Consider the following 18,338-nt stretch of genomic DNA (forward strand, 5'->3'; position numbering starts at 1 on the left):
TTATTGCGTGGTATCTGTATAAACATAATCCATCACCGAGCCCGCTTTATCGGGTTTGCCTGTGGCAGGGTTAATCGGCACATAAGCCACACCAGTTGGGATGCTCTCAGTGCTCTCAGGGACTCCTCTGAGTGCTACGTTCATATAATCAATCCAAATGGGTAGCGCGGCATGGGCGCCGGTTTCCCCAGAACCCAAAGTACTCGGTTTATCAAACCCCACCCATGCCACGGCCACTAAGGAAGGCTGAAAACCTGTAAACCAAGCATCTACTAAGTCATTAGTCGTCCCAGTCTTGCCCGCTAAATCACTGCGTCCTAATACCTGTGCTTTTACTGCCGTACCTTGTAGGATCACTTCCTTGAGCATGCTGCGCATGATAAACGCGTTGCGCTCATCAATGACCTGTTCCGCCCCCTCCCCTGCGATATGAGGAATGGTTTGACTGATGATTTTGCCTTTTGCATCCACAATATGATCAATATAAAAAGGTTTGATACGAAAGCCTCCGTTAGCAAAGACGGCATAGGCAGAGGCCATTTGCATAGGAGTGGCTAACCCTGATCCCAGAGCCATACTCAAATAAGGAGGATGGCGATCTGCTTCAAAACCAAAGCGGGTAATATACTGATGGGCATAGGCAGGAGTTATGGCGCGCAGCAAACGAATAGCCACCATATTTTTAGATTTGGCCAAGGCCAAACGCAGTGGCATCGGACCCAGATATTCATTTTCGTAATTATGGGGTTGCCATGGCTGCCCGCCATTAATATTTGGATCATTAATAGTCAGAGGCAAATCATCCATTAAGGTGGCGGGCATATAGCCTTTTTCAAGGGCGGCTGAATAGATAAAGGGTTTAAAGCTCGAGCCAGGTTGTCGATAGGCTTGTAAGGCATGATTATATTTACTGTTATCAAAATCAAACCCGCCTACTAACGCGCGAATGGCTCCCGTATGACTATCTAAAGAAACCAGTGCTGACTCCACTTTGGGATACTGTGAAATGGTCCATAGCCCCGCCTCATCTTGCTCTAACCGAATAATAGATCCTCGTTGAATCTTTATGTTTTGCTTGGCGTTAGCCACAAGTCCTGCATGCGCAAAAGACAATTGATTACCCCGCAACACCATCATCCCCAGGGATTTCACGTAGGCCCTCACTTCCTGCACTGAAGCATCTACCACTACAGCAGGGTAGAGCCCATTACTCACATCATAATCCGACAAGGCATCCTCAAGGTCTGCATCAGTAATGGCGTGATCAGGAAGCTCCACGCTATCTTCAGGTCCCCTGTATCCGTGACGATGATCATAAGCCATCACACCACGACGAACTGCCTCAAAGGCTGCATTTTGATTGGCTTTGTAGAGGGTGGTTATAACCTTATAGCCTAATCCATAAACTCTTTCTCCGTAGGCTTTAACCATATATTGGCGCACCATCTCAGCCACATAATCCGCTTTAACGGAGTAAGTAGAGTGGCTATCTGCCACATGCCCAGGATGCTCCATGGCATAGCTGTACTCAGCCACATTGATATAATTTAACTCACGCATGCGGCGTAATACATATTGCTGCCTCAAGGCAGCCCGTTTGGGATTAATCATCGGGTTGTAGCGCGAAGGAGCTTTGGGTAAGCCTGCTAACATAGCCATTTCAGACACTGACAGTTGATCAAGGGCTTTACCGTAATACACATACGCGGCAGCACCAAAACCATAAGCACGTTGGCCGAGGTAGATTTGATTAATATAGAGCTCTAAAATTTGATCTTTAGAGAGATTGCTCTCAATTTTATAAGCTAATAAAATTTCTGATACTTTACGAGTTATGGTGCGCTCGTTACTTAAAAAGAAATTACGAGCCACTTGCATGGTAATGGTACTTGCGCCCTCTTTAGCACTACCAGAAAAAATATCCGCAAAAAGAGCCCTCAAAATTCCTTGATAATCTACCGCCCCGTGCTGATAGAAGCGATCATCCTCTGCCGCCAGAATGGCTTGGCGCATGCGCAGTGGGACAGCATGTAATTTCAGAACAATGCGTTTTTCTTCGCCAAACTCACCGATTAACTGATTATCTGCGGTAAACACGCGTAGCGGCACCTTAGGTCGATAATCTGTCATCGCCTCGAGAGACGGGAGGCTGGGGTAAATTAAGGCCATGGCCAGGGCTACCAATCCTGCCCCGATGAGGCCTAGGGCCATTAATACACCAAAGGGCATGAGCAGTCTTTTAAATAACATAAGTGGCAATCTCGTCATCGGTTATTCGCCATTATATGCGGTGCGCAGGTACAATAACAGCATGAATACATTTCCTAATATTTTTTTAATCGGTTTAATGGGGGCTGGAAAAACCACTGTAGGTAAACAGTTGGCCAAAAAACTCCATTTAGAATTTATCGATGCGGACCATGAGCTGGAAACGCGTACCGGAGTCTCTATTGCCACAATTTTTGAATTAGAGGGAGAGGCGGGCTTTCGTTGTCGCGAGGCTGAGCTAATTAAGGAGCTGGTGGATAAACCCGGTATTGTTCTGGCCACTGGCGGCGGCGCAATTTTAAATAATGAAACACGTCAAAGTCTTCATCAAAAAGGCGTCACCATTTATCTCAGAGCACGGGTTGAGGATTTATGGAAAAGAACCAAGAAGGATCGCCAAAGACCCCTATTACAAAATACCGACCCGCTTAAAAAATTACAGCAACTGTTTATTGAACGGGATCCCTTTTATCAAGAAACTGCTCATTTTGCTGTAGATACAGGCAATCACAGTGTTGATAAATTAGTCACCACCATTGAAAAAACCATTAATACATACCTCACCACTTATGAAAACACTTAGCGTTGATTTATTTGGCCGGGCTTATCCTATTCATATTGGTAGCGGCTTATTAGATAATTTTTCATTACTAAAACCCCATCTGAACGGCAAGCAAGTCATGATTGTAACTAATGACATAGTGGCACCTTTATATTTATCCACCTTAAAAAACACCTTAAATACCGGTGACTTAGCCATTAATGAATGTATAGTGCCAGACGGTGAAAGCCATAAAAATTTCACCTCCTATCAATTCATCTGTGATGCTTTAGTTAAAGCACGATTTGAGCGCCGCTCAACAGTGATTGCTTTGGGCGGGGGAGTGATTGGTGATTTAACTGGCTTTGCTGCCGCGACTTTTTTACGTGGTGTGCCCTTTATTCAAATTCCAACCACTTTATTGTCGCAGGTGGACTCCTCTGTGGGAGGGAAAACCGGAATTAATCATGCCTTGGGCAAGAATTTAATTGGTGCTTTTCATCAACCACGTTTGGTGCTCGCTGACACCAATACACTGACCACACTGCCCGATAGGGAATATCGTGCTGGCTTAGCTGAAGTGATTAAATATGGCTTTATCCGTGATGTAGACTTTATAGAATGGCTTGAAAACCATACAGAACAACTTAACCAACGTGATCCTACAACTCTCAGCGAAGCTATTTACCGCTCTTGCCAGAATAAGGCACAGGTGGTGGCAGAGGACGAGTATGAAACTACCGGAATCAGAGCACTTCTTAATTTTGGTCATACCTTTGGTCATGCCATTGAGACGGGCATGGGTTATGGAGTCTGGCTTCACGGTGAAGCGGTGGCCATTGGCATGCTAATGGCCAGCGCCGTCTCTCAACTACTGGGGTTGATTAGCCAAGCAGACCTCCAGCGCATTATTGCTTTATCACGTGCACTACATTTACCGCTTAAGGCTCCAGACCTTGGGGTCAGTCAATATTTATCCTTAATGGGTGGCGACAAGAAAGTGGAGGCAGGAAAAATCCGTTATGTTTTATTGCGCGCTCTTGGCGAAGCCATGCTTTTTAACGATGTGGATCAGCGTGTGATCGAGCATATTCTCTTGCCCGCAAGTAGCTCATTGATTGGTGCGCCCGATGAAAAGCCTGTTTAAAGTTTAGGTATCCGTAATCCGTAGCGAGCAACCGGGTTTGTGGTCTGACAACCACAGTATCCCAACTAGGGCTCGCGGACCGCCTCTTCCCCCTACGCTTCTCTTTAACGGTGTGGCCAGCCGTGGCTGAAGAGACTGTGGATCATGTTTCTCAAGGTCTCCACCACGCTTAGGCCGGCACAGTTTCTCAGAGAGCAATAAAATCAAACAGACTCTTGGCCCTTCACCCAAGACAGATGACTGATCAGCGACAAAAACGTGACAAAAGGTTGATCTCAACCGCGTATGGCTGTATTATCCTATGCCCAGTATAAAAACTTAGCTTACTGCTAAGCTACTTAACCTTTGCCCGTGCAACCTAGGTAAAAAAAAGCTGTCTGGGTATAGTTAGCCTTATTTTTTGGCCATTTACAACAATTAGTACTTTATTGATTGGTAGAGGTTATTCGAGTGAACCATCCTTACATTCCGTCCAAACAAGGTCTTTACGATCCCGTTAACGAACACGATGCTTGCGGTGTGGGTTTTGTTGCCCATATTAAAGGAAATAAGAGTCATAGCATTGTTCAACAAGGCTTACAGATTCTTGAGCACCTGACCCACCGCGGCGCAACGGGTGCGGATCCCTTGGCAGGAGACGGAGCGGGAATTTTAATTCAGATACCCGATGCTTTTTTACGGCAAGTCACGGCGGATCTCAATATCTCTTTACCCGAAGTTAACCATTATGCAGTGGGTATGGTTTTTCTGCCTCAGAATGAGAAAAAACGACTTGAATGCGAACAAATTCTTAGCCAATGCTTAATCGATGCCGGTCAAAAAGTATTGGGCTGGCGTCTTGTGCCCACCGATAACACAGGTCTTGGGGAAAGCGTTAAGGTTGTTGAACCAATTATTAAACAAATATTTATTGCTCAGGGAGAGAATTGCCCTGACCAGAACACCTTTGAACGTAAATTGTTTGTGGCGAGAAAACGCAGTGAACATCAAGTACTCGCTCTTGGTATTGACCGTAAGGAGTTTTATGTTCCGTCCTTGTCATCAAAAACTATCATCTACAAGGGCATGTTGCTTGCTGATCAAGTGGGTACCTATTATCTTGATCTTAAAAACCCAGCTATGGTTTCTGCGCTGGCGCTTGTTCATCAACGCTTCTCCACTAACACCTTCCCCACCTGGGATTTAGCTCATCCCTTTAGAATGATTGCTCATAACGGTGAAATTAATACGTTACGAGGCAATGTCAATTGGATGGCAGCGCGACGGGCCGCTATGGAATCTGTTTTACTGGGCGAGGATTTAAAGAGTATTTGGCCATTAATTGATGAGGGCCAATCTGACTCCGCCAGCTTTGATAATGCGTTAGAGTTGTTAGTGGCTGGCGGTTATCCTTTAATCCAAGCCATGACGCTACTTATCCCTGAGGCCTGGGCCGGTAATCCTTTAATGGATGAAGAGCGTCGCGCCTACTATGAGTATCATGCTGCCCTGATGGAACCCTGGGATGGGCCGGCGGCGGTAGCTTTCACCGATGGTCGTCAAATTGGCGCCACCCTCGATCGCAATGGTCTACGTCCTGCCCGTTACTTACAAACGAGTGATGATTTAGTGTTAATGGCCTCAGAAATGGGGGTGCTACCTATCCCGCAGGAAAAAATCATAAAAAAATGGCGTTTGCAGCCCGGTAAAATGTTATTGATCGATATGGAGCAAGGGCGAATTATTAGTGATGCTGAGCTGAAAACTGCATTAGCCAGCCAGCACCCCTATCGTGAATGGTTACTTAAAACGCAAACACGTTTAGAAGATTTACCCAGCACCACAGAAAAAATGAAAGAGGATGAAGCAACGCTGCTTGATCGTCAGCAAGCCTTTGGCGTGACTCAAGAGGAACTGAAGTTTTTATTAGTCCCCATGGCCACTTCAGGTCAAGAAGCCGTGGGGTCCATGGGTGATGACACGCCACTGGCAGTCCTCTCCAATCGCCCTAAATCCTTGTATCAATATTTCCGTCAGTTATTCGCCCAAGTAACCAATCCACCAATTGATCCTATTCGTGAAGAATTGGTCATGTCTTTAGTGTCCTTCATTGGTCCAAGACCTAATTTACTGGGTTTGGACAACAGCTCGCCACAGGCCCGATTGGAAGTCTCACAACCTATTTTATCCATCGAGGATATGAATAAGTTAAGACACATTGATCAGTTCACACAAAAGCAATTTAGAGCTCAGGTCCTGTCCATTAACTATCCCTTAGCAGAGGGAACGCAAGGCATGCAATACGCCCTGGAAACCCTGTGCCTTCGCTCTGAAGAAGCCGTTAATCAGGGCGTGAATGTGTTAATTCTTTCTGATCGTGGCGTGGACCAACATAGCGTTGCTATCCCAGGACTGCTGGCTACTGCCGCAGTGCATCACCATCTCATTAAACGTGGCTTACGCACTAACACCGGTTTAGTGGTGGAAACGGGGTCAGCTCGCGAAGTTCATCATTTTGCACTGCTAGCAGGTTACGGTGCTGAGGCAATTCATCCCTATCTCGCCTTTGAGACCATTGATCACTTGGGTGATTTATTACCCGCTGACGTAACGCCTAAGGAAGCTCATAAACGCTATATTAAAGCTGTCTCCAAGGGGCTTCTAAAAGTTATGTCAAAAATGGGGATTTCCACCTACCAGTCTTATATGGGGGCCCAAATATTTGAAGCTGTGGGTCTTAATAGCCAGTTTGTTAATGACTATTTCTCCGGTACTGCCACCAAAATTGAAGGTATTGGTTTATCGGAGGTGGCTGAAGAAGTGTTTAGGCTCCATCGCCAAGCCTTTTCAAATTCACCTCTTTACGCGGGAACCCTTGATACGGGGGGAGAATATGCTTACCGTATTCGTGGTGAAGCGCATATGTGGACTCCTGAGAGTATTTCAAAACTACAGCAGGCCACTAAAACCGGTAGTTACACCACCTATCGAGAATATGCTAAAGCCATTAATGATCAATCAGAAAAGCTGATGACCCTGCGTGGCCTCTTTGCCATCCGATCCGTGCCGCAACCCATCCCCTTAGCGGAGGTGGAAAGTGCGCAATCTATTGTAAAACGCTTTGCCACGGGAGCCATGTCATTGGGCTCTATTTCCCATGAGGCTCACAGCACTTTAGCTATTGCCATGAACCGCATCGGTGGCAAGTCAAATACGGGCGAAGGGGGTGAAGATCCTATACGCTTTAAACCCATGGCCAATGGGGACTCAATGCGCTCAGCCATTAAACAAGTGGCCTCAGGACGCTTTGGCGTCACAGCCGAATACTTGGTGAATGCCGATGATATCCAAATTAAAATGGCACAAGGTGCGAAACCTGGTGAGGGAGGGCAATTACCTGGACATAAAGTCAGTCAGTATATTGGTAAGTTACGCCATTCTGTGCCAGGTGTGGGACTCATCTCACCGCCACCTCATCACGATATTTACTCCATTGAAGACCTGGCACAACTCATTCATGATCTAAAGAATGTGAATCCTGCAGCGCGAGTGAGCGTTAAATTGGTTTCTGAAGTGGGCGTGGGCACGGTGGCTGCAGGGGTATCTAAAGCCCATGCGGATCACGTGACTATCTCAGGCCATGATGGCGGAACCGGCGCTTCGCCCTTGTCTTCCATCAAATATGCCGGCTCCCCATGGGAGTTGGGTCTTGCTGAAACACAGCAAACCTTAGTACTTAATAAACTGCGAGGCCGTATTTGCGTTCAAGCGGATGGACAAATGAAAACCGGTCGCGATGTGGTGGTAGCAGCACTACTGGGCGCTGATGAGTTTGGTTTTGCCACAGCCCCTCTCGTGGTAGAGGGTTGTATTATGATGAGAAAATGTCACCTTAATACCTGTCCTGTGGGGGTTGCCACTCAGGATCCGCAGTTGATTAAACAATTTACCGGGCAACCTGAGCATGTGATTAACTATTTCTTTTTTGTGGCTGAGGAAGTGCGTGAATACATGGCACAAATGGGTTTTAGGACCTTTAACGAAATGGTTGGCCGTGTTGATATGCTGGACATGAAAAAAGGGGTTGATCACTGGAAAGCTAAAGGGTTAGATTTTTCAAGGGTTTTTCATCAACCCCAAATGCCGAAGGAGGTAGCTCGTTCTTGGAAAGAAAAGCAAGACCATGGCCTCACCGGCGCCTTAGATCATCAGTTGATTGCTGCTGCTAAAGATGCCCTTGAAGATCAAAAGCATGTCACCATTAACACCGAAGTTCGCAATGTCAATCGAACGGTAGGGGCGATGCTCTCTGGGGAAGTGGCTAAACGCTATGGTCACCAGGGGTTACCTGAGGATAGCATTGTCGTCAAAGCACACGGAACGGCAGGCCAGAGCTTTGGGGCTTTCCTTGCCAAAGGGATTAGTTTTGAGCTAATAGGTGAAGCCAACGACTATGTAGGTAAAGGGCTTTGCGGTGGACGCATCGTGATCCATCCCGATCCCCTGTGTCCTATTACACCAGAGGAAAACATTATTGTGGGTAATACCGTCCTCTACGGCGCCATCTCTGGGGAGTGTTATTTCCGAGGTGTGGCTGGTGAGCGCTTTGCTGTAAGAAACTCTGGTGCGACGGCGGTGGTTGAGGGTGTGGGCGACCATGGTTGCGAATATATGACAGGGGGTACGGTGGTGGTGCTGGGTGAAGCGGGACGCAATTTTGCCGCAGGCATGAGCGGCGGTGTTGCCTATGTCCTGGATGAGGCAGGTGATTTTGAGAAACGTTGTAACCTGGCCATGGTTGAGCTTGAACCTATCCCTGAAGAGGACTCTGCCCTTGAAGAGAGTCGCGGTAATCTCGACAGCCATGGGCGAGTCAAAGTCAATCATTTGGGTAAATCTGACACCGAGTTACTAAAAAGTCTGATTGAGAAACACGCCCACTATACAAACAGTGAACGCGCTAACACTATACTTGCTAATTGGAGTGCGTATTTGCCACGTTTTGTGAAGGTTATGCCAATGGAATATCGTCGTGCTTTAATTGAACTAGCACGTGAACAACAGCTTGAGAATAAGGTGACACAACATGGGTAAAATTACTGGATTTATGGAGGTCGCTCGTCAAGATCTGAGCGCCGAACCTCCTGGGGAGCGGATTAAAAACTTTTCTGAATTCACCATTCCCTTAGCCTTAGACGAGATAAGTTCTCAGGGCTCACGTTGTATGGATTGTGGAATTCCTTTCTGTCAGACAGGTTGCCCAGTGAACAACATTATTCCTGACTGGAACGATTTGGTTTATAAGGGGCATTGGAGAAGTGCTTTAGAGACACTGCATTCCACCAACAACTTTCCCGAGTTTACTGGACGCATTTGTCCAGCCCCCTGTGAATCAGCCTGTGTTTTAAATATCAATAATGATGCCGTTACCATTAAAAATATTGAGCGGACAATTATTGATCACGGTTGGGAGCAAGGTTGGGTTACGCCAGAGGTTCCAGCACAAAAAACCGGTAAAAAAGTGGCTGTGGTGGGCTCTGGCCCAGCGGGGCTGGCTGCTGCTCAGCAATTGGCCCGTGTGGGTCATGAGGTCACCGTATTTGAAAAAAATGATCGTATCGGCGGCTTACTGCGTTATGGTATCCCTGATTTTAAAATGGAAAAACATTTAATTGACCGCCGAGTTAAACAAATGCAAGTGGAGGGAGTGAGTTTTAAAACTAACGTCAATGTGGGAGTGACCCTAAGCCATGAAGAGCTATTGACGGGCTTTGATGCTGTGCTTTTAACCGGTGGCTCTGAACACCCACGGGACTTAACGGTTCCAGGCCGTGAATTAAATGGGGTACATTTTGCAATGTCCTTTTTGCCCCAGCAAAACAAACGAAATGCCGGGGATAGCCTTGACCACAACATTCTGGCCACAGGTAAACATGTGGTGGTGATTGGTGGTGGCGACACAGGCTCCGACTGTGTGGGCACCTCCATTCGTCAAGGAGCACTGTCAGTCACTCAGTTTGAACTAATGCCTCGTCCCCCTGAAAAAGAAAATAAACCCCTAGTTTGGCCAAATTATCCCATGAAACTCAGAACCTCAAGCTCGCAGGAAGAGGGTTGCGAGAGAGACTGGAGTGTGGCCACCAAAGCCTTTTTAGGTAACAATGGCAACGTTGAAAAACTGTTAGCGGTGCGTCTTGATTGGCAAAAAAATGAACAGGGTCAAATGGTCATGAAAGAGATCCCTGGCTCTGAGTTTGAAGTGAAGGCTGATTTAGTGTTGCTGGCCATGGGCTATGTACATCCTATCCATGAGGGATTACTCAAAAGCTTGGGAGTAGGACTTGATACTCGTGGTAATATTCAAGCTTCCACCGATAATTACCAAACAAACTTAGATAAAGTATTTGCTGCCGGCGATATAAGACGTGGTCAGTCCTTAGTGGTGTGGGCTATTCGTGAAGGTCGCCAAGCTGCCCGTGCAGTGGATGAATATTTAATGGGTTCTTCGGTACTTCCACGTTAAGGCTACTATGCTACATAATGATACCTTCCTCAGAGCATTAATGCGCCAGAGCACTGACTACACTCCATTATGGATTATGCGTCAAGCGGGTCGTTACTTGCCTGAGTATAATGCTACCCGAGCGCGTGCAGGAAGCTTTCTTGATTTGTGTAAAAACCCAAATTTAGCCACCGAGGTTACTTTACAGCCCCTAGCCCGTTACCCCCTGGATGCAGCGATTTTGTTTTCTGATATTCTTACCATCCCTGATGCCATGGGTTTAGGACTGTATTTTGCTGAAGGGGAAGGGCCTAAGCTTGAGCGCCCTTTGCGCAATGAATGGGAGATCAACAATTTATCAGTGCCTGATCCTGATACCCATCTGAGTTATGTGATGAATGCCGTGAGTCAGATTAAACGCTCTCTGGCTGGGAGCGTGCCGTTAATTGGCTTCTCAGGCAGTCCCTTTACGCTAGCTTGCTATATGGTAGAAGGCGGCGGATCGGAGGATTTTAGACATATTAAAGGAATGCTCTATCGTCGTCCTGAATTGTTACATCAAATTTTAGAGGTGACCACTGAATCCGTTATTCTCTATTTGAATGCACAAATTGCTGCCGGAGCTCAAGCAGTCATGGTATTTGATACCTGGGGTGGAACACTCACCACCCCCGCCTACCAAGAGTTTTCTCTGCAATATTTACGTCGCATTGCTGCAGGACTGACACAGCATGCTGAAGGCAGAAAGGTTCCCAACATAGTCTTCACCAAGGGTGGTGGCCTGTGGCTTGAGAGTATTGCTGAGGCAGGTTTTGATGCGGTAGGTTTAGACTGGAGTATAGAACTGTCGGAGGCCAAAAGGCGAGTAGGTGAAAAAGTGGCCCTGCAAGGCAATATGGACCCCTCGGTATTGTTCGGCTCCCCAGAGGCCATTGAAAAAGAGGTTGAACGCATTCTTACCTCCTTTGGCCCTCATCCTGGACACGTGTTTAACCTAGGCCATGGTATTTCCCGTTTCACCTCCCCTGAGCATGTATCAGTGTTGGTTGATGCCGTACACAAGGTGAGTAGAAAACTGCACCAAAAAGGATAAATGAATAAGTGGGTATTTTAGTTTTATGCACAATAACAATGCAGTAAAAATATTTCTTTATTAATCATAGGGCTAAATAAACGATTTTTTAACCCATTGTTTTTAATAGATAAAAGTTTTTAGGAAAGTGCTTGACGAATCATAAAACTGTAAAGAATCGTTACGCCATCAAGCTTTTTACAAGTTATACACATACTTATCCACAGGTCATAATAGGGCCTAAAACATAATGTTCATTGAAGTTGCCTTGGATCTTCCCCTTAATACTTTGTTTGATTATCAATGTGATGAGGCAACCCTTGCGGATGTAGGACGACGGGTTTTAGTGCCCTTTGGTCGTGGTCAAAAAACTGGAATCGTTATTCATGTCAAACAAGACTGTCAGTTACCCCCCGAAAAAATAAAAAAAGCTCTCTGCCTCTGGCATGATATTGATCCGCTTCCCACTGAAGTGATGTATTTACTACGTTTCACTAGTCAGTACTATCACCATCCTCTAGGACCCGTGGTCATGCATGCCCTCCCTCCCGCCTTAAAAAAAACCACTACCTGGCAGTCCCCCAAAAGGAGAGTCGCTGGCATTAAGGTAAAAACCAATCAAGCCCCGCTCCTGAATCCACAACAGCGTCATGCCGTGGAGAGTATTGATGGCTCGCATGATCAATTTTATGCCTGGCTGGTGCAGGGCATTACGGGCAGTGGTAAAACTGAAGTGTATTTAGAGTTAGTACAAAAAACCCTTGAACGCGGTCAACAAGTATTGATTTTGGTGCCAGAGATTAATCTCACGCCCTTAATTGAACAGCGTTTTCAAGCGCGCTTTCCAGAAGCGGCCATAGTTAGCTTACATAGCGCTTTAGGGGAAAAAGAGCGGGCACAACGCTGGATTGACATTCTTAAACAGCAGGTTAACGTGGTGCTGGGAACCCGACTTGCGATATTTGCGCCTCTGTCTAACTTAGGACTTATTATTGTGGATGAAGAACATGATTCCTCCTATAAGCAGGCGGAGGGAATGCGTTATCATGCACGGGATTTGGCTCTGGTGCGGGGCCAGTATAAAAAAATCCCTGTGGTCCTCGGTTCAGCGTCGCCGTCACTGGAGAGTTGGTGGAACGCCAAACAACAGCGCTACAAACATATTGAACTCTCATTGCGAGCTCATCCAGGAGCCAGCCTACCAACGATACACCTCGTGAAAGCCGAACAGGGGGAGCATCTAGTGATGAGTAGCGCTATAGTGAATGCCATGGGCGAGCGTTTAGCCAAACAACAACAATCTATGGTTTTTATTAATCGCCGTGGTTTTGCCCCAGTCCTCATCTGTAATCAGTGTCAGTGGCTCGCTACCTGTGAGCATTGTCAAACACGACTCGTGGTCCATCGACGACAACAACAGCTACGCTGCCATCACTGTGATTATCAGCGCCCTCTTGATCACCGTTGCGCTCGTTGTCACAGCCCTGACCTCTCTACCCTGGGTGAAGGAACCCAAAAAATTGAAGAGTATTTACAGAATCTTTTTCCTACGGCACGCATTTTAAGAATTGATAGTGATACGCTAAAAAGTAAACAATGGGCCACGCAAATCCAGGAAATCAGTGAAGGACACGTAGATATTCTGGTGGGTACACAGATATTAATTAAGGGTCATGACTTTCCAAAACTCACCTTAGTTGCTGCCATTAATGTAGATAACTCCTTGTACAGCGTTGATTTTAGAGCAAGTGAGCGCTTATTTACACAATTACTACAAGCCTCCGGTCGCGCGGGACGTAGTGCGGACAGTGGCGAGGTATACATCGAAACCGCCTTCCCACAGCATCCTCTTTTTCAGGCGCTAATTGAACATAACTATAATCGTTTTGCGGCCAATGAAATAAATGAAAGACGCTTAATTGGCTTTCCTCCCTTTTGCTACCAGGCCCTACTACGTGGCTCATCCATAGACCTTACTGCCCTCCAGGAGTTTATGAATGCCGCCAGAAAAGGCCTTGCTGCGCAACAACGCCTCAAGACTATTACACTCTATGATGTGGTGTCTCCTGCCTTAGCCAAAGTGGGTCAAAGGTATCGCCTACAACTGCTTATTCAATCAGATCAGCGAGCTCAATTACAGCTCGCCTTAAGTCAATGGACTGAGCATTTATATGCCATGGCTCCCGCCAAGGTGAGTTGGATCATCGATGTGGACCCAATTGATTGTTGAGGCTTCACAATACCCTTTATAATGCATAATTACCCTTATATTATTTAAGTTATGAATACATCACCGGTATCACTATTAACTGAACTCAATCATCTATTTCATCAAGCCATAGAAGCTGTAGCTTGCTCGGATGTGTCACCGATTGCCCTTGAGCGTCCAAAACAAAGTCACCATGGCGACTTTGCCCATAACGGTGCCTTGCAGCTCGCTAAACTGGTTAAATTGCCACCCCGAGAAGTAGCTCAAAAAATTATTGAGGCTCTGCCCAACAATACTCTGATTGATCGCTGCGAAATTGCTGGCCCAGGTTTTATCAACGTATTTGTTCATTCCAGCGCCAAGCAACAGGTTATTCAACATGTGCTGACACAGCAAGAACAATGGGGCAATACATCAGCAGGGCAGCAACGCTCACTATTAATAGAATTCGTCTCAAGTAACCCTACTGGCCCCTTACATGTGGGTCATGGGCGTGGTGCCTCTTATGGGGCCTCATTATCTAATATCCTAAAGAAAGCAGGCTTTAGGGTAAGCCGTGAATACTATGTCAATGATGCGGGCCGGCAAATGGATATATTAACTCTCTCCACTTGGCTACGTTATCTTGCTCTTTTTGGCTCCACCATTGCCTTCCCAAGTAATGGTTACCAAGGTGAGTATGTCACTGAGATGGCTTATATGTTAAAAGAGCTATGGGAAGACAAGCTTTATCACCAAGATGAGGTGGTATTACTCCATCTCCCCGTGCCTGACCAGAATGAGGAGGATGAAAGCATTGAGAAATATATGGATGCGTTAATCGCCAGAGCCAAGCTCCTATTAAAAGACCATTATGGAGACATTCACCAACGAGTGTTAGCTCTTCAACTGCAAGACTGTCAAGAGGATCTAAGAGAATTTGGGGTGAGTTTTGATGTATGGTTTTCTGAACAGTCCCTCTTTAGCTCGGGTGCCGTAAAAAAAGTTGTGGAAGAGCTAGACAAAAAAGGATATCTCTATCGCCAAGATGGGGCCCTGTGGTTTAAATCTACAGACTTTGGTGATGAAAAAGACCGAGTTCTCCAAAGAGAAAATGGTATTTACACTTATTTTGCCTCGGACATTGCCTATCACGTCAATAAGTTTGAACGAGGCTTTGATCTGATAGTAGACGTGTGGGGAGCCGACCACCATGGTTATATCCCCCGGGTCAAGGCGGCACTCACTGCATTGGGTTACAACAGTGAGCGTTTAATGATTCCTCTTGTACAATTTGTGAGTCTTTTTCGTGGTGGAGAAAAAATACAAATGTCTACCCGTAAAGCGCAGTTTGTGACCTTGCGGGAACTCCGTGACGAGGTGGGTAATGACGCGGCACGATTGTTTTATGTATTACGAAAATCAGATCAGCATCTTGACTTCGATTTAGATCTTGCCAAATCGCACTCTAATGATAATCCTGTGTATTACATACAATACGCTCACGCAAGAATTCATAGTGTATTAAACAAATGGGGGCAGGATATAGCGCTTCTCCGCCACTGTGACGTGAGTCAACTAAATCTTGAACATGAGTTTAAGCTGATGCAATGGTTAGAAGATTATCCTGCTATGATTAACCTGGCGGCTAGGGACTATGCGCCCCACACCCTCGCCTTTTATTTAAAAGAGCTCGCCTCAGATTTACACAGTTACTATAACTCAGAACAGTTTTTAGTGGCCGATGAAACTCTTTGCCGTGCCCGCTTAGCCTTAATTTTAGCTGTAGCCATTGTGCTGCAAGATGGCTTAAAATTACTTGGGGTCAGTGCTCCCTTAACCATGTAGGAAGAACTCATTCATGAATCCACCCGAAATCCGCTCTCGTCACTCAAGGCCCACTGGTGGCAATGGGTTAGCTCTTTTTAAAGGAGTGCTCATTGGTCTTGTGGCAGGAGTGATATTGTCTGCGGTGACCGCCATCTATGTCACCCACATGCCCAATCCTTTTGTTAAAAAAGTGGATTCTGTGGATACAAGTTCAGATCAACCCATTAATGATATGCCTGATGTATCCAAACACGGTATTATTAACCCCACCACGGTGGAGGGAAGTAATGGTTCTGTAGGGGCTCTCATTACGCCTCTCTCCCCACAACCCGTTGTTCCCTCATCCAGCCGTGCTGAACCCAATACTCCTATCACTGGTGATAACCATCCTGTGATCGCTCCCGGTGGAGCCCCTCTGGAAGCGAGCGCTCCAGTGACGGAGAACAATCAACTGCCCCCCCCCGCAAAAAAAGATTTTACCAGTCGTTCGCAAGAGTTAAGTGCTCAAGTGCCCTCCTCATCGGTCTTCTATGTTCAAACAGGAGCCTTTAAGGAAGCCCGCGAAGCTGAGGACCAAAGAGCGAACTTGGCGTTAATTGGTGTTGATGCTAGCATCATGGCGCCAAAGAGTGGCAATGAGAAACTGTACCGAGTGCGTGTTGGTCCGTTGGCCAACATGGATGAAGTTCATACTCTGATAAGCACCCTTAAAAGTAATGGTTTAAATAATACGGTAGTAGTTAAATAATAAAAATCGAGTGAGGTCATCTTGAAAAAACTTATCAACATCCTTTTCTGTAGCTTGAGTTTCTTTGCCTTAATTAGCCTAGCCCACGCCGCCCCACCCGTTAAAGGTAAGGATTATGTGGTGATAGATTCCCCCGTGCCAGCAGAGAGTAGCCAATTAATCGAAGTGGACGAAGTATTTTCCTATGCTTGTCCTCACTGTGCTCATTTTGCTCCCACCATTGAAGCGTGGGCTAAAACATTACCTAAAAATGTTGTCTTCAAACGTATTCCCGTGAGTTTTGGTCGCAGTCAGTGGGCTGTGACGGCTAAAACCTATTACGCCATTAACGCTTTGCACTTAGTGGGGCAATTGCATGAACGTATTTTTAAAGCCATACACGAGGAAAATATCAACTTGTTCTCAGAGGATGAGTTGTTTGATTGGATACAAAAACAAGGCGTTAACCGCCAACAGTTTATTAATATCTATCGCTCCTTCAGCGTTCAATCTGAACTACAACGCGGTGATCAATTAGCCATGAGCTATGGCGTGGATGCTGTTCCCACTTTAATTATTAACGGTGAATACCGTACTTCACCTAGTATGGTGGGAGGCTACGCTCAGATGATACCGGTACTTAACGACTTGGTAGCGATCAGTTTAAAGAAAAAACACCCTTAACTTTTGCGCGGTTTAGGACGTTGCCAGCGGGCAATGGATTGTTGCTTTGAGCGCGATAAAGTCAGTTGATTGGGCGGCGTTGAACTGACGATGGTGGATCCTGCACCAATAGTGCTACCTGTGGCAATGGTCACAGGGGCTACCAGTTGTGTATCAGAACCAATAAATACGTCATCTTCGATGACTGTTTGATGTTTATTGACACCATCATAATTACAAGTGATGGTGCCTGCTCCCACGTTCACCCTCTCGCCGACGATAGTGTCGCCAAGATAAGTTAAATGATTGACTTTTGATTGTTGACCCAAGGTGGTTTTTTTAATTTCCACAAAATTACCAATGTGAACTTGATCTTGGGTAACACTCATAGGTCGAATTCTTGCATAGGGTCCAATTCGATTATGGGCTCCAATGTGGGCACCCTCAATATGACAAAAAGCTAGAATTTCTGTATGGCTCTCCACAGTACAGTTTTTTAATAAGCTATAGGGACCGACTTTAACCCCCTCTTGCAGCACCACCTCTCCTTCAAAAATACAGCCTACATCAATACTAACATCTTGCGCGCAATGGAGTGTGCCCCGTACATCAAAGCGGTTAGGGTCACTGATCGCTACCCCTTGGCTTTGCCAAGTTTCTGCACAGTGCCGTTGATAGGCCCGCTCCAGGTAAGATAATTGCTGTTGACTATTGACTCCCATTGCTTCCCACGAGTAAAGGGGTTGACAGGTATGAATAGTAATTCCCTGTTGATGGGCCAGTTGCACAATATCTGTGAGGTAATATTCACCTTGAGCATTATGGGTAGTTAGTGCAGACAACCATTGATCAAGTTTGGAGCGTGGCAGAGCCATAATACCGGTATTGATTTCACGAATAGTTTGTTCTTCTTGAGAGGCATCCTTTTGTTCCCTAATACCTACCACCTGGCCACTTGAATCTCTTAAGATCCTTCCATAGCCATGAGGCTCTTCAATAATTTCAGTGAGGAGTGCGAGATGTTGCCCATCACACAAATAAATTAATTGTTGTAAGGTATTTGTTTGTAATAAAGGCACATCACCATAGACCACTAAAACGGTATCGCAGCTGTTTGGTATGTTCTGTAAACAAAGTTGTAGAGCGTGTCCTGTACCCAATTGTGGTTGTTGAATTACGGTGTCTACCTGCTCATTTTTCAAATGCTCAAGAAGTCGCGAGGCTTGGTGCCCTACCACCACTAGACGCTGCCTAGCATCAAGCTCCTGGGCTCGCTCTAAAACATGATTAATTAACGGTTTTCCCGCAAGAGTGTGTAAAACCTTAGGCAAAGAGCTACGCATACGCGTTCCCTGCCCTGCAGCCAGAAGTACCACACTAAGGGAAGAGGTTAGATGTTGGGGTGGGATTGATTGCATGAA

General features: G+C 46.1%; 11 protein-coding genes. 9 read left to right on the top strand and 2 right to left on the bottom strand.

Annotated elements, in window-relative coordinates:
* On the bottom strand, positions 1-2,250 hold the full coding sequence (locus tag FERRO_RS02110) for a penicillin-binding protein 1A (protein ID WP_160318086.1): 2,250 nt from the start codon (positions 2,248-2,250) through the stop codon (positions 1-3).
* Between the two features lie 61 nt (positions 2,251-2,311).
* Between FERRO_RS02110 and FERRO_RS02115 the strand changes: the two genes are divergently transcribed.
* The 9 genes from FERRO_RS02115 (at position 2,312) to FERRO_RS02155 (ending at position 16,938) form a co-directional block, all read left to right on the top strand.
* Positions 2,312-2,851: a shikimate kinase gene (locus FERRO_RS02115; RefSeq protein ID WP_056929211.1), complete on the top strand. Its 540-nt coding sequence runs from the start codon at positions 2,312-2,314 to the stop codon at positions 2,849-2,851.
* A complete protein-coding gene (gene aroB / locus FERRO_RS02120) occupies positions 2,838-3,956 on the top strand; it encodes a 3-dehydroquinate synthase (RefSeq protein ID WP_056929212.1) in 1,119 nt (372 codons plus the stop codon). Before FERRO_RS02115 ends, aroB begins: the two co-directional genes overlap by 14 nt.
* Before the next feature lie 450 nt (positions 3,957-4,406).
* Positions 4,407-9,029, top strand: coding sequence for a glutamate synthase large subunit (gltB, locus tag FERRO_RS02125; protein ID WP_056929213.1), 4,623 nt, complete (start codon positions 4,407-4,409; stop codon positions 9,027-9,029).
* Positions 9,022-10,458 (top strand): glutamate synthase subunit beta, encoded by a 1,437-nt coding sequence (locus FERRO_RS02130; RefSeq protein WP_056929214.1) that lies wholly within the window; start codon positions 9,022-9,024, stop codon positions 10,456-10,458. Before gltB ends, FERRO_RS02130 begins: the two co-directional genes overlap by 8 nt.
* Before the next feature lie 7 nt (positions 10,459-10,465).
* On the top strand, positions 10,466-11,530 hold the full coding sequence (gene hemE, locus FERRO_RS02135; protein ID WP_056929215.1) for a uroporphyrinogen decarboxylase: 1,065 nt from the start codon (positions 10,466-10,468) through the stop codon (positions 11,528-11,530).
* Positions 11,531-11,759: 229 nt separating this feature from the next.
* Positions 11,760-13,739, top strand: a complete 1,980-nt coding sequence (gene priA / locus FERRO_RS02140; protein WP_056929216.1) for a replication restart helicase PriA — start codon at positions 11,760-11,762, stop codon at positions 13,737-13,739.
* A gap of 51 nt (positions 13,740-13,790) precedes the next feature.
* Positions 13,791-15,545 carry an arginine--tRNA ligase gene (gene argS, locus FERRO_RS02145; protein WP_056929217.1) on the top strand — a complete coding sequence of 585 codons (1,755 nt, stop codon included), beginning with the start codon at positions 13,791-13,793 and terminating at the stop codon, positions 15,543-15,545.
* Positions 15,546-15,558: 13 nt separating this feature from the next.
* A complete protein-coding gene (locus FERRO_RS02150) occupies positions 15,559-16,275 on the top strand; it encodes an SPOR domain-containing protein (protein ID WP_056929218.1) in 717 nt (238 codons plus the stop codon).
* A 21-nt stretch (positions 16,276-16,296) separates the two neighbouring features.
* On the top strand, positions 16,297-16,938 hold the full coding sequence (locus tag FERRO_RS02155) for a thiol:disulfide interchange protein DsbA/DsbL (RefSeq protein ID WP_056929219.1): 642 nt from the start codon (positions 16,297-16,299) through the stop codon (positions 16,936-16,938).
* Here the strand turns inward: FERRO_RS02155 and glmU are convergent.
* Positions 16,935-18,335: a bifunctional UDP-N-acetylglucosamine diphosphorylase/glucosamine-1-phosphate N-acetyltransferase GlmU gene (gene glmU, locus FERRO_RS02160; RefSeq protein ID WP_056929220.1), complete on the bottom strand. Its 1,401-nt coding sequence runs from the start codon at positions 18,333-18,335 to the stop codon at positions 16,935-16,937. The two genes, FERRO_RS02155 and glmU, sit on opposite strands and share 4 nt — an antisense overlap.
* Between the last annotated feature and the right edge of the window lie 3 nt (positions 18,336-18,338).

This window comes from Ferrovum sp. JA12, from assembly GCF_001431705.1.
Taxonomy (GTDB): domain Bacteria; phylum Pseudomonadota; class Gammaproteobacteria; order Burkholderiales; family Ferrovaceae; genus PN-J185.

Bases quoted from the DNA above. Each gene is read 5' to 3' on its own strand.
- FERRO_RS02110 (WP_160318086.1), bottom strand. From the start codon at position 2,250: ATGTTATTTAAAAGACTGCTCATGCCCTTTGGTGTATTAATGGCCCTA.
- FERRO_RS02115 (WP_056929211.1), top strand. From the start codon at position 2,312: ATGAATACATTTCCTAATATTTTTTTAATCGGTTTAATGGGGGCTGGA.
- aroB (WP_056929212.1), top strand. From the start codon at position 2,838: ATGAAAACACTTAGCGTTGATTTATTTGGCCGGGCTTATCCTATTCAT.
- FERRO_RS02130 (WP_056929214.1), top strand. From the start codon at position 9,022: ATGGGTAAAATTACTGGATTTATGGAGGTCGCTCGTCAAGATCTGAGC.
- hemE (WP_056929215.1), top strand. From the start codon at position 10,466: ATGCTACATAATGATACCTTCCTCAGAGCATTAATGCGCCAGAGCACT.
- priA (WP_056929216.1), top strand. From the start codon at position 11,760: ATGTTCATTGAAGTTGCCTTGGATCTTCCCCTTAATACTTTGTTTGAT.
- argS (WP_056929217.1), top strand. From the start codon at position 13,791: ATGAATACATCACCGGTATCACTATTAACTGAACTCAATCATCTATTT.
- FERRO_RS02150 (WP_056929218.1), top strand. From the start codon at position 15,559: ATGAATCCACCCGAAATCCGCTCTCGTCACTCAAGGCCCACTGGTGGC.
- glmU (WP_056929220.1), bottom strand. From the start codon at position 18,335: ATGCAATCAATCCCACCCCAACATCTAACCTCTTCCCTTAGTGTGGTA.